Raw genomic sequence first — 13,376 nt, forward strand, 5'->3', positions numbered from 1 at the left:
GTTGTAAAACTACGTTGATTGATTGTATTTTTCTTCTGTTGAAGCTACTTCATGATAACTAGTATATTGGTCCTTACCTGCTTTTTTCGACTGATATAAAGCCTTATCTGCTCGTTCAAATAAACTTAACTCGGATTCATTTGACTTTTCACAAATTACGCCACCCATACTAACAGAAATAACCGACCATTTATGATTCTCTACATTTTTTAATCTACGGATTTTCTCCAAAATCGCACTTGCTACTTGTACCATATGTTCATTGTTCGTATCATATAGGACAATTGCAAATTCATCTCCACCAAATCTTACAACGAAACCTTCTGTTCTTACGACGTCTTTTAAAATTTTAGCTGTTTCAATAAGAATCCTATCTCCTTCAGCATGTCCAAATCGATCATTTACTTGCTTAAAGTTATCTAAATCTATTAATAATAAACCAGGCGTATTGGCTTTTCTTTTTTTCAATAATTTATCCATTTTGCTAATGTATGTAGCACGATTATATACATTTGTTAGTGGATCATAGGTTGCAAGATGTATCGTTTTAGAAAATAGCCTATTAATAACAACTAACATAATTAACGCTGTTACTAATGCAATCATTAAAACATACCAAAACTGTTTTGTGTTATTGGCAAGTGCAGTTAACTCTGTACGATTGCCATATTTAACATAGACTACCCGTTTTGTTGAGGCACCACGCACCGTCTCTGCTTCATACGGTAAAAAACGATAGGTTTCGATATAGCCATCGTCTAAAATTTGCTGATATTCAGCAGGCTTCATCGTTTGTAGTGCAGTCTTAAAATGATCCTGGAATTTTTTTGTTTGATTTTTCACAGTTACCCGAGTGGATTCGGTGTCCGAGAAAAAAACACCGTTTGCACTAATCGTTCGAACATCCAGTAAGTCATTATACTTTTCAACTAAATACGCAGCGGTTTTTCCAAAGTTAAAAGTTTGAAAGACAGGGACTTCATTTAATTCCAAACCGAGCTCTAATAAGTATTTTTTATCAGGCGTTGCTAAATAACTAAATTTACGGTACTCACCAGTAGTGGTCGAAATATCTATCCCATCTGTAAATAATTGCCCACTCTCTCTACGTTCATCCAATAATGCCGAAAAATTTTTACAGCAAAGCGAAAAATTTAGACCTAAATCTTTTGGAAATGTAGTATAAATTACCGTATTTGTTTGATCCAATATGTATATATCCATACCATGTTGACTTTTCATTTGTTGTAAGTTCCAAGTGTCTATTTTTGGATTTTGCTTATAATAAGTAGCTAATGCTCTTAACTCTTTTTCCATCTGATCCGAAATGTTTTTATCAAAATAAAAGTGCGCATTATCTACAGTTTGCATATCTGCAAGAATATGATTTTCAATTAATGTTCGATTACGAGCTTCTTGTGTTTCAATATTTGTCACAAGAATTTGTCTGTTGACATAAGAAATTACAGCAACAAGTATTAATGCAAAGGCAATTAAAGATATTAATAATTTAATCCGTAGTTTTTTCATTAACATGTCCTCTACTCATCTTCACTATCTTTTTTTGAACAAAAAATATTTCCGGTACGTCAAGCCTCTCCCACGTTATTTTATTGATATATCATATTATACAGTTAATGGGACAAACATGTATAAAAAAATCCTCGATACTAAAAGTATAGCATCGAGGATTTTCTTTACTCTCTATTTTGTAAGCCTGCTAATTCTTCTGGCGTTAACTCGCGATATTCACCTAATGCTAAGCTTTCATCAAGTTGTAAGCTCCCCATAGAAAGGCGTTTTAAGTAGATGACACGTTTACCTACTGCTTCAAACATCCGTTTTACCTGATGGAATTTACCTTCTTGAATCGTCAATTCAATTTCTGATTGCGGAGCAGATTTCAGAATAACAAGCTTGCCTGGCTTTGTTACGTAGCCATCATCTAGTTCGACACCACGCGCAAATTGTTCTCCATCATCTTGCGTAACAATCCCCTCTATTTTAGCATAGTACACCTTAGGTACATGCTTCTTTGGAGAAAGTAAGTTATGGGCCAAAACACCATCATTCGTTAATAGTAACAAGCCCTCTGTATCTTTATCTAAACGACCGACTGGGAATGGTTGAAAATGTTGATGTAGTGGGTCTAATAAGTCAATGACAGTTTCATCTCGTAAATCTTCTGTAGCAGAAATAACACCTGGTGGCTTATTCATCATGTAATACACAAACTCTGTATATACAACACGTTCACCGAATACGACAACACTTTGCTGTTCTGGATCAACATGCATTGCCGCATCTTTTACATACGTGCCATCAACAGAAACGGCCTTTTGTTTTAGGAGTTGCTTAACTTCCTTTCGTGAGCCATAGCCCATATTGGCTAATAATTTATCTAAACGCATTGTTCCTCCTATTTAAACCCTAATTTACTTGTAATTCGTGTTATGCGCTCACCAAGTAGTTTTTGTGCTAAACCTAAGCGTAACGACAAATAGCCATAAACAGCAGCACCCACTGCTGCACAAATAACAGAATAGACAAGCGCCGAGAATTTACCATCCACTGGACCCATTACAAGTTCTAATAGCTTGTGAACGATTATAACGCTGACAGCCATTGCAGCTGTTAAAAGTGAAATAAGCATAACACGACGTATAACCATTTCTGATTTATAATTAAGCGTTTTTCGAAGCACTAGCAAATTAATAATAATTGATACACTATAACCAATCGCTGTTGCTAAAATAGCTCCGTCCGCTTCTAGCCAACGAATAAACGTTATGTTAAGGGCTAGCTTTACTAAAATACCTGATAGTAGACTGAAGACAATCCACTTTTGGAAGTCAATACCTTGTAGCAGCGCGGCAGTAACTTGGAACAACGCAAATAAAATTGCCACTGGTGCATAATGAGCTAAAATCGTTGCACCCATTTCGCTTTCAGAGTAAAGCATAAAGTAAATTTCATTCGCTAATAATGAAATGCCCACAACTGCTGGTAATGTAATGAAAATTAAAATTTGATACGTTTTATCCATCGCATGACGTAACGATAAATACTCACCTTGTGTAAAATATTTTGTTATCGTTGGTACTAACGCCATTGAAAAACTTGTTGCTAACATAACTGGAATAATGACTACTTTATGTGTTGTAAAGTTAATCATCGATAAATATTCATCTGTTACTTTGGCTAAACCAATGGAACTCATAGCGCCATTAAATGTTAACATATCCACTAATTGAAATAATGGATTAGCCACCCCTACAAATACCATCGGAATGGAATACGTTATCACTTCTTTATAAATATCCGACATTGGTAGCTGGGTAGACGTAATACTTTGACTACGTAATAAATTAAATTCAGGTTGATATTTTTTCCAGTAGTAATAGAGCACCATTAAACCACCAATTGCCCCGATAAATGCTGCAAATACCGCAAAGGACACTGCTGTTTCAGGTTTACCCTTAAAAACAACAACCACTAAGAAAGAACCACCTAATAAAACAACAATTCGGACAATTTGTTCCACCAACTGCGAAACTGCTGTTGGTTCCATTTTGTCATAGCCTTGAAAAAAGCCACGCCATAAACTCATAAATGGGACAACAATAAGCGCAAAGCTTACCCAACGAATTACAGAAGCAATTTGCTCGACAGTAAATTTCTGTTCATCGCTTTTAATAACAAGTTCACCAATCGGTGTTGCCAATATAAAAAGAGCAGCAAAGGACACCATACCCGTTATCATCATAATAAGGATGCCCGACTTCATCAGCTTGCGTCCTGATTGATAGTCTCCTAATGCATTATATTTAGAAACAAATTTCGATACAGCAATCGGTGCACCTGAAATGGCTATTGCGAGCATGATTGAGTAAGGAATATATGCATATTGATACAGCGCAATATTTTCCTGCCCAACAATCGCATAAAAGGGAAAAATATAAATTAATCCAAGCACCTTAGATAAAAACATCCCTAATGTTAATATCGCAGTACCTTTCATTAAATTGGACATCGTATCCATCCATTCATTAGTAAAATCAAGCTTTTTATAAGTGATGTAACAGCATCACTTTTCAAACATTAAAACAAGTAAACCAACTGTTATCTTAACATATTTACAAGAGAACAGATGTAAAAAACACTGAAAAGTTTTTGAAATCCTCAATTCTCCGTATATTAGAACAAATTGATATTCATTGTCTAGTATATTTCCAAAAAAATAGCGGTTCAAAAAATCTACTAGATTCTTTGAACTGCTACTTCTGTGTTACATATCAACAAAGAATTGTTTATACCATACTAAGAACACATACGCTGTCCAAATATAGCGACCACGATTAGCTTTGCCTTCATAATGTTCATCTAAATAACCAACTAGTTGCTTCGTATCGAAAAATTCGTTGGCAAAGTCAGTTGTAAACATGTCCTTCACCATATTATAGTACTTTTCTTCACGCAACCAGTGGCGAATTGGCACTGGGAAGCCAAGCTTCGGACGCTTTGCCCACTCTTCTGGTAATTCCTGATGTGCCGCTTGACGAAGGACATATTTCGTATCAATATCATTGACACGATATCTTGATGGAATATTTTTAGCTAGCTCCATTACTTCTTTGTCTAAAAATGGTACACGTAATTCGATAGAGTGCGCCATACTCATTTTATCTGCCTTTAACAAAATATCTCCAGGCATCCATAAATTCAAATCTAAATACTGCATTTTCGTAACATCATCATCACCAGGTACTTCATCATAAATACGTTTCGTAATTGTTTGAACAGATGGTCCGTTTTTGTATGCTGGTTTTAAGACATTTAATGCGTCATCTTCATCCCATACAACCGCTTCACCAATAAAGCGTTCCTCTACCGTTTGCCCGCCTTTTACTAAGAAATGCGTATATTGGTTTTTAGGTAATGCTTCTGCTATACCTCGTAATGCTTTACGTAGACCAAATGGTACTTTCTCGTATTTTTTCATTCGACCAGAGTTTTGGTACCACGAATAGCCTCCAAAAATCTCATCCGCACCTTCACCAGAAAGTACTACTGTTACATCCTTCGCCGCTAGCTCCGATAGGAAGTAAAGCGGTACAGAAGATGGGTTCGACTGTGGCTCATCCATATGCCATTGAATTTTCGGTAAAGCTTCAAAACACTCATCCGCTGTAATATATTTACGCTCGTTTTGAATATTTAATGTATCCGATAAATCCTTTGCTAAGTTTGTCTCATTGAACATATCTTCATAGTCAGAAAAACCAACAGAGAATGATTTATCAGGTCGTAGCAATGATGTAATATAACTAGAATCAATACCGCCAGACAGGAAAGAACCAACCTTTACATCACTAATTTGGTGGGCATCTACTGACTCTTTTACTGTTGAACGAATATCTTCCACATATTTTTCAATCGGCGCTTCTTTCGCATGGAATTTTTTATCCCAATATTGGACAATTTGTTTTTGTCCATTTTTAATGACCATATAGTGCGCTGGTGGTAATTTAAATACACCTTTAAAGAATGTTTCGTCCATTGAAGAATATTGGAACGTTAAATAAGGACGTAATGCATTTTTGTTTAATTCTTTAATGAATGCTGGATGAGGCAAGAAAGATTTAATTTCTGACCCAAAAATAAATGTTCCATCCGTTGTGTTTTCAGTGTAGTACAAAGGCTTAATACCAAAGCCATCACGCGCGATAAATTGTAAATCATTCTTTTTGTCCCAAATACAGAATGCGAACATACCGCGAAGCTGTTTGACAAATTCTACACCATACTGCAGATAGCCGAAAATTAACACTTCACTATCCGATTTCGTTTTAAATGTATGACCCTTTTCTTGTAGGTCCTTACGCAACTCTTGGAAATTATATATCTCCCCATTGAAAACAAGCACAATGTTGCCATCTGGGCTATAAAGAGGTTGATTTGCCACGTCTGATAAGTCAATAATGCTTAAACGACGGAAACCTAACGTTACTTTATCGTCACTATGAATACCACCACTATCTGGCCCACGGTGAATAATTGTATTCATCATATTTTCAATTGTTTGGTGATGATCAATCACATTTGTTCCATTAATATAGCCAATAAATCCGCACATCTATTTTTCACCTCATAATTTAGTGCATAACCTCTATCATCATAGCACGAAAAGCCGTTCATTTCATGCTGTCATTATAGATAAAAAATTATAAAGCACTTTATTATAATTTTCAATGTAAACTAGCCGCCCTCTATATAGACTTCATGTATAATAGGAAAAGTTCCTAATAATGAAAAGAAAGTGAGTTCACATATATGTATGATGTAATCGTTATCGGTGGTGGCCCCTCTGGATTAATGGCCGCCATCGCAGCTGGAGAACGAAAAAAGAAAGTTTTACTTCTCGAAAAAGGGACAAAGCTTGGGAAAAAGCTTGCAATCTCTGGTGGTGGTCGATGTAACGTAACAAACAGACTACCTGTTGAAGAAATTGTTAAACATATTCCTGGCAACGGTCGTTTTTTATATAGCCCCTTTACTGTTTACAACAATGAGGATATTATTGCCTTTTTCGAAGGTCTAGGTGTTGCATTAAAAGAAGAAGACCATGGTCGTATGTTCCCTATGTCCAACCGAGCGCAAGATGTAGTCGATGCATTAATTCGTCAATTGCAACGACTACATGTTGAAGTAAGGTTAAATACACCCGTTAACAAGTTATTGATGGATGATGAAAAGATTCTTGGTGTGCGCTTAGAAGATGGAACAGAAGTACGCTGTAAGGCTGTTATTGTAGCAGTTGGAGGCAAGGCAGTGCCACAAACAGGTTCAACAGGTGATGGCTACCCTTGGGCCGAGCGTGCTGGACATAATGTGACAACACTCTTTCCAACAGAAGTGCCCGTTTTATCAAAAGAGGAGTTTATTCAAACGAGAGAGCTACAAGGACTAGCATTACGAGATGTCGCGGTATCCGTTCTCAATAAAAAAGGTAAACCACTAATAACACATCAAATGGACATGCTCTTTACGCATTTCGGATTAAGCGGCCCTGCGGTATTACGCTGTAGTCAGTTTGTCGTCAAGGAGTTAATGAAAACGGGTTATGAACCTGTCACAATGCGTATCCAAACGCTTGTAGATTTCAATGAGGAAACATGTCTGCAATATTTAAATAAGCTTATAAAAGAAGAACCGAAAAAAGCAGTGAAAAATGTTTGGAAAGGCGTCGCACCAGAACGCTGGCTGCTATTTTTATGTGACCGTGCAAATATTGATGTTCAAATGACTGGCATTGAATTATCGCAAGAAAAAATTCGCGCGCTAGCACATTTACTAGTCAATTTCACAATGACGGTTAGCGGTACGCAATCACTCGACAAAGCATTCGTTACAGGTGGAGGCGTTTCTGTGAAAGAAATCGAACCAAAAACGATGGCGTCTAAGAAAAAGGCAGGTTTGTTTTTCTGCGGAGAAATATTAGATATTCACGGTTACACAGGTGGCTATAATATTACGTCTGCGCTTGTGACAGGACGAATTGCAGGAATGAACGCCGCATTCGAATGACCTGATTCACTTTGAACAACTTAGAATAGACGAGTTGATAGTAGCAATGGTAGGACTTTTGTGGGAACAGCACACAAAGTAAGCCGCGCGTTAGCGAGAGTTGCGGCTTACTGTGCTAAGCGGAAAGCACCGCCGAAGCGGACATCAACGGGGCATAACAAAAAAGTGTTAGATTGATAGCAGTCAATCTAACACTTTTGCATTTTTGTCCCTACTTTATTTTAACTTTCGTTAGACAAATAAACCTCTTCATACGGTTGGATTATGACAAACCCTTCGCCGGAGAAAGCCATTTGAATCGATTCACCGCTGCCACGTCCAATAAATGTACGGAAGCTAATGTCTGTTTTAAATTCAGGTGTTAAATTACCTGACCATGCAACTGTAGCATGAGGATCTGTATAAACCGTTTCACCAGGCTTCACCAATAACGTCAACGGCTCAAAATGTGTTGTAATAGCTACTTTACCGCTTCCTTGTAGCGTTACATTAAACAGTCCGCCAGACATAATACCAGCCATTTTACGCATTAATTGAATGTCCCAATTAATACTTGGTTCAAATGCCAGCAAGTCATTCCCGTTGACACAAATACTTTCATCCTTTAAATCAAAAATAGTCACTTTTTTCCCTTGATCAGCTAAATAGAGACGCCCTTTTCCTTTTGCTTTCATAAGTTGCGTCCCTTCGCCTGTTAATGCTTTTTTAAACATTTTGGAAAGGCCATGCTCTAAAACACGTTCCCGCTCAAACTTAATGTCGCCTATGTATGAAATCATAGCCCCCATTTTTGACCAGACTTCACCATCTAAATTAACCTCTAATACACGCTCTGTTTCTAACTCAAAATATTCGTTCTCATAATCATCTTGTTGCGTTTTCTTAATGAATTCATTTAATGAATACTTTCCCATATCGTCCGCCTCCTTTATACCCTTATATACGTTAATTGCCATGAAAAGATTCACCATTCTTTGTCACAGTCCACCACTACAGACATATAGCACTTTATATACTATTATTTTGATTATTTTTATAGTAAATTGCTGTCACTTATAAATAGAATAACGTTGCAAAATTTCTCTTTTAGTAGCAAAATCACTTTATTTACCATAATCTTATTGACATCAAACATGAGCTGTTATATGTTAGACGAAGATTAATCAAGTGTTGTATAACAATTGCTACAAATAAAAAACCGCATTAGCGTCATATGCGAAATGACACTAATACGGCTATACTTTTCAAGTGCGAATTGAAAGTAAAAATTATCGTGTAGCGGAGACGTCTCCAACCTTTTGCTCTGCTGTTTTTAACGCAGTTTGTTTACGCACATCTGCACGTAGCGTTAACGAAATAATTAAGGAAATGGCAATTAACCCTGCAAATACATAGAATACAGGAATGTAACTATCATAAGCATTTTTAATAGCGCTCACTAGAAGTGGACCAAAAACGCCACCTAAAGACCAAGTTGTTAGTAAATAACCGTGGATAACACCAAGTTGCTTCGTACCAAATAGATCACTTGCGAATGCAGGTAAGTTTGAGAAACCGCCACCATAACAACTAACTACTAAGAAAATAAGTGCTTGGAAAATAATAACGTTTGTCGTATGTGGCAATACGATAAATGTAATAAGTTGTGCTGTAAAGAATATGACAAAGACGTTTGAACGACCAATATAATCCGACACAGCAGCCCAAATTAAGCGACCACCACCATTGAATAATCCCATAACGCCTACCATTGCTGCAGCACCTGCAACTGATAAACCTACAATTTCCTGTGCCATCGGAGATGCAACAGAAATCATCATAATACCCGCAGTTACATTGACTAAATGCATGGACCATAACATCCAGAAATGCTTTGTTTTCACAGCTTCACGAGCTGACATTACTGCTAAATCTTTTTTCACTACATCCTTGCCTTTTTCTGCTGCCGCTTTCATATTCGCAGGCATAAAACCTGGTTTTGGCGGCGCTATATAAGAAGCCCCTAAAATCATTAACGTGAAGTAACTTGCCCCTAAAATAAAGTAAGTTGTAGAAATTCCGACTGCTTCCATTAAGTTTGCTGCTACCGGTGCAGTAATTAATGCTCCCGATCCAAACCCTAGTACAGCCATACCTGTAGCTAAACCGCGACGGTCTGGGAACCATTTTACTAATGTAGAGACAGGTGCGATATAACCAATCCCCATACCTAAACCACTAAGTAAGCCGTAAGTTAACCAGTATAAAGTGACAGAATCCATAGAGATTGCCACACCTGCACCAGCTTGTCCTGCTCCAAACAGCACTGCTGCTACCATAGCCGATTTACGCGGACCCATTTTTTCTACTAAACTACCAAATAGCGCTGCGGAAGAACCAGCAAGCCCCATCATAATTGTAAAGGCTATCGTAACCTCTGTTTCACTCCATCCCATTTCTGTGACAATCGGCAGCTTGTATACACTGTATGCATAGGCTCCACCAATGGAAAGGTGAATAGCGATTGCAGATAATGCAATTAACCATCTATTTTTATTCATAAATTCTCATTTCTCCCCTCTTTTGCTACCTGTGAAAATTCTATGAACGTCCATGTAAAACAATTTACCACTTATAATTATTCGAATGCAAGATGTTTTTCTAAAAAATATTATTTCTCCAAAAAGTTTTCGACTAATCAATGCATATTAAAAACATCAAAATCCTTACAGTCCCTAAGAAAAAAAGGCGTTTACCAAACAATATCACCAACATATTTTAGCTATTATTATTTTTCTACCGTACTTATTTACGCTAAATAAATTATTTTAAAATAGTTAAATTTGTGCATATTTTCACATATTAAGCCATGTATTCTCCTACGCTGCCACTAGATACAAAACCACTAGACGTAAAGGGTTAGAAAATACAAATAATTGATAGACAGAAATATTGAGAACAAAAGAGAATTTTAAAACCTTATCGAAGCAAATTTTCTTTGCGCAAAAAAAATCAAGCTATCACAACATATGTAAACTCCTCCAGTAAGCATTTAAAATGTAAATTAATTTACACAAATGATATGTATAACGACCTTTTCAAGATAAATTACCTATTATTTTTTATTATTCAAATATAAATTTTTTGATTTACCGAAAACACGCAACAAATAAAAGAACAACAAAACCTCCATAGCACTTCCCACTTTTTTCATTTTTTCACAGAGAACGTATATGTAAATTGTTATAGTACACCATTGAAATGAATACATTTAAGCTGAATTGTATTACAACAAGCTATTCTTTTATGTTACTTTATTATAAAATGATAGTCCTAGTTCATTGTTAGAAAAATAGGTGTGCTACTCTACATAATCACTGCGCTTACTTAGCGAAATCTTCAATAACAGAGGTGATGAAATGATAAAAGGCTGCCATTTTAGCATTCCTTTTACATACTTATGAAAAACATATCGTTGCGACTAAAAATGTTTATCTTTTCGTTCATAATTGTTATTTTTTCTATCACGACGAGTGGTGCAATTATGATTCATAATCTAGCAGGCGCTTTGGAAAAAGAATTCGGTGCCCGTGCAATAGCTATAGCACGAACGGTTTCGCAACTGACAGACGTACAAAAAAATGTAGGCACAAAAGAGGGGTTTGAAGTTATTCAACCCATTGCGGAACGTATCCGATTAACAACGGATGTTGATTACATTGTGATCATTGATATGAAACGTATTCGATACTCCCATCCATCTGAAAGTAAGCTAGGTACCGTTTTTGAAGGTGGCGATGAAATAGAAGCTTTTTCACAGCATGAGTACATATCAAAGGCGCACGGTGTCCTTGGCTATTCTATACGAGCATTCGTACCAATAATGAATGAGGAAGGTACAAAACAAGTTGGCGTTATTACTGTTGGGCTACTGGCACCAAAATGGTATAACCTTTTAGACCAATATCAATTTGATATTTTAGTCTCTCTTTTTTGGGGGCTCGTAATTGGTTTAGGTGGGTCTGTATGGGTTGCTAACCATTTAAAACGCCAAACATTGAATTTGGAACCTTATGAAATCGCTCGGCTAGTAGAAGAACGCTCAGGCATTATTCAAGCGATGGATATTGGTATTTTGGCGACTGACGAAAGCGGGAATGTAACATTTATTAACCGATTAGCTAGGCAATATACGCATTTCTTTGGGCATAAAGTTTCCAGAAAAGCATTATTTAAAAACACTTGGCTGGCAGAGGATACTATTCAACAGCACGAAATCTATCGACCACTGTTAATGTTCGACCAAATGTATTTAGTTCGAACATTTCCAATTCGGATTATGGAGCAAAATGCCGGATATCTCATCATGTTAACTGACCGCAAAGAAGCAAATATGCTTGCCGAAGAATTAACGGGTATTAAAATGCTTGTCGATTCTTTGCGTGCACAGCAACACGAATATATGAACCGTCTCCATAGTATTGCAGGGCTTATCCAATTGGAACGAAATGATGATGCATTAAGCCTCATTATCGATGAAATTACAGATGAAGAGGAAATCATTCAAAGCTTGCATGATAAATTTCAAGACTATTCAATTCAAGGCTTATTGCTTGGCAAATACTCACGTGCTAAGGAACTAGGCGTTGAACTAACAATTGATGAAGATTCCAACCTTGTAGATTTTATGAGTGGTTTATCGTGTGGTGACATTATTACAATTATCGGCAACTTACTGGACAATGCAATGGAAGCTTGCTTCGAATGTCTACATAAAGATGTTCACTTAACGATTATTGGGGATAAGCACTTTTTAATTATAGAAGTGCAGGACAGTGGGAAAGGAATAGAAGGCATACCACAGCGTATTTTTGAATACGGATTTAGTACGAAACAAAAAGATGGACACGGTATTGGACTTGCACTTGTCAAACAAATTGTCGAATCCAATAAGGGGACGATTCAAGTAGAATCCACTGTTCATGTTGGTACAACAATTACAATTAATATAGGGGTGATGGACGAACAATGAGCAAACTCACAGTTTTTATCGTAGAAGATGATCCAATGGTGCTTGAGGTTAACAAAGGGTTTTTAAATAAAATGACTGGTTTTCAGCTTATCGGAGAGGCTGTCAACGGACGTGATGCCTACGAAAAAATCATTATTCAAAAACCTAATCTCATTTTACTTGATATGTTCTTACCAGATATGACGGGAATGGAATTATTTTTAAAAATTCGGGCGCAGCGTATTCCGTCCGATATTATTATGATTACAGCCGCTCGTGATGCACCTACTGTACAAGAATCCCTTCGACTTGGTGCAATGGATTATCTCATAAAACCATTTCGTTTTGATCGCTTCGAAAAAGCTTTACAACAATATCGAAACGCTACAAAAAGTTTACTAAGCACCGCGACAATTAACCAAGAGGATATTGATCAGTGGTTAGGCATCCAGCACGAAATGCTTGAACTGCCTAAAGGCTTGAACAACATTACAATGGAACAAATTTTAGGTTACTTAACAACACTTCAGGCACCTATTACTTCTGAACAGCTTGCGCAAAATGTTGGCATGGCGAGAGTAACTGTCCGCAAGTACCTAGACTTTTTAGCAACAAAAGGTACTGTGCAAATCGAATTAAAATACGGAGCTGTTGGACGGCCTACAAAATACTATTCCATTAAATAATGGCATCCTGCGCAATTTCTCCACGTTTGTGATTACTAATAGCAAGAAATAAGAATCTGCTCGCTTTTTGTGGGTAAGCAACAAGCATAGCAATATCCACGTTCTCTTCAGGA

At 36.8% G+C, this 13,376-nt stretch carries 9 protein-coding genes; 3 read left to right on the top strand and 6 right to left on the bottom strand.

All coding sequences use genetic code 11. The annotated features are described in order from the left end of the window. Nucleotides 1–9: 9 nt before the first annotated feature. The 4 genes from T479_RS17050 to asnB all read right to left on the bottom strand — a co-directional run bounded on the left by T479_RS17050 (nucleotide 10) and on the right by asnB (nucleotide 6,136). Nucleotides 10–1,530 carry a GGDEF domain-containing protein gene (locus T479_RS17050; protein ID WP_025220343.1) on the bottom strand — a complete coding sequence of 507 codons (1,521 nt, stop codon included), beginning with the start codon at nucleotides 1,528–1,530 and terminating at the stop codon, nucleotides 10–12. 167 nt (nucleotides 1,531–1,697) lie between these two features. Next, entirely contained in the window at nucleotides 1,698–2,411 is a 714-nt protein-coding gene (locus T479_RS17055) for a pseudouridine synthase (RefSeq protein WP_024363737.1), read from the bottom strand. A gap of 8 nt (nucleotides 2,412–2,419) precedes the next feature. Beyond that, on the bottom strand, nucleotides 2,420–4,033 hold the full coding sequence (locus T479_RS17060) for a putative polysaccharide biosynthesis protein (protein ID WP_025220344.1): 1,614 nt from the start codon (nucleotides 4,031–4,033) through the stop codon (nucleotides 2,420–2,422). 255 nt (nucleotides 4,034–4,288) lie between these two features. Then, a complete protein-coding gene (asnB, locus tag T479_RS17065; protein ID WP_024363735.1) occupies nucleotides 4,289–6,136 on the bottom strand; it encodes an asparagine synthase (glutamine-hydrolyzing) in 1,848 nt (615 codons plus the stop codon). 197 nt (nucleotides 6,137–6,333) lie between these two features. Here asnB and T479_RS17070 point away from each other — a divergent pair, with 197 nt between their 5' ends. Next, nucleotides 6,334–7,587: a BaiN/RdsA family NAD(P)/FAD-dependent oxidoreductase gene (locus T479_RS17070; protein WP_025220345.1), complete on the top strand. Its 1,254-nt coding sequence runs from the start codon at nucleotides 6,334–6,336 to the stop codon at nucleotides 7,585–7,587. A gap of 221 nt (nucleotides 7,588–7,808) precedes the next feature. Here the strand turns inward: T479_RS17070 and T479_RS17075 are convergent, their stop codons facing one another. Both T479_RS17075 and T479_RS17080 read right to left on the bottom strand, forming a co-directional pair. Next, nucleotides 7,809–8,501 carry an AIM24 family protein gene (locus tag T479_RS17075; RefSeq protein ID WP_024363733.1) on the bottom strand — a complete coding sequence of 231 codons (693 nt, stop codon included), beginning with the start codon at nucleotides 8,499–8,501 and terminating at the stop codon, nucleotides 7,809–7,811. A 354-nt stretch (nucleotides 8,502–8,855) separates the two neighbouring features. Next, entirely contained in the window at nucleotides 8,856–10,127 is a 1,272-nt protein-coding gene (locus T479_RS17080; protein WP_025220346.1) for an L-lactate MFS transporter, read from the bottom strand. Between the two features lie 983 nt (nucleotides 10,128–11,110). Between T479_RS17080 and T479_RS17085 the strand changes: the two genes are divergently transcribed. Both T479_RS17085 and T479_RS17090 read left to right on the top strand, forming a co-directional pair. Continuing rightward, nucleotides 11,111–12,598: an ATP-binding protein gene (locus T479_RS17085; RefSeq protein ID WP_080653365.1), complete on the top strand. Its 1,488-nt coding sequence runs from the start codon at nucleotides 11,111–11,113 to the stop codon at nucleotides 12,596–12,598. Continuing rightward, a complete protein-coding gene (locus T479_RS17090) occupies nucleotides 12,595–13,263 on the top strand; it encodes a response regulator (protein ID WP_024363730.1) in 669 nt (222 codons plus the stop codon). Before T479_RS17085 ends, T479_RS17090 begins: the two co-directional genes overlap by 4 nt. The last annotated feature ends 113 nt before the right edge of the window (nucleotides 13,264–13,376 follow it).

The sequence above is a fragment of the Lysinibacillus sphaericus genome (genome assembly GCF_000600105.1).
GTDB lineage: Bacteria > Bacillota > Bacilli > Bacillales_A > Planococcaceae > Lysinibacillus > Lysinibacillus sphaericus.

Excerpts from the sequence above, each read along its gene's own strand:
- T479_RS17050 (WP_025220343.1), bottom strand. The coding sequence starts at position 1,530 with ATGAAAAAACTACGGATTAAATTATTAATATCTTTAATTGCCTTTGCA.
- T479_RS17055 (WP_024363737.1), bottom strand. The coding sequence starts at position 2,411 with ATGCGTTTAGATAAATTATTAGCCAATATGGGCTATGGCTCACGAAAG.
- T479_RS17060 (WP_025220344.1), bottom strand. The coding sequence starts at position 4,033 with ATGTCCAATTTAATGAAAGGTACTGCGATATTAACATTAGGGATGTTT.
- asnB (WP_024363735.1), bottom strand. The coding sequence starts at position 6,136 with ATGTGCGGATTTATTGGCTATATTAATGGAACAAATGTGATTGATCAT.
- T479_RS17070 (WP_025220345.1), top strand. The coding sequence starts at position 6,334 with ATGTATGATGTAATCGTTATCGGTGGTGGCCCCTCTGGATTAATGGCC.
- T479_RS17075 (WP_024363733.1), bottom strand. The coding sequence starts at position 8,501 with ATGGGAAAGTATTCATTAAATGAATTCATTAAGAAAACGCAACAAGAT.
- T479_RS17080 (WP_025220346.1), bottom strand. The coding sequence starts at position 10,127 with ATGAATAAAAATAGATGGTTAATTGCATTATCTGCAATCGCTATTCAC.
- T479_RS17085 (WP_080653365.1), top strand. The coding sequence starts at position 11,111 with ATGATTCATAATCTAGCAGGCGCTTTGGAAAAAGAATTCGGTGCCCGT.
- T479_RS17090 (WP_024363730.1), top strand. The coding sequence starts at position 12,595 with ATGAGCAAACTCACAGTTTTTATCGTAGAAGATGATCCAATGGTGCTT.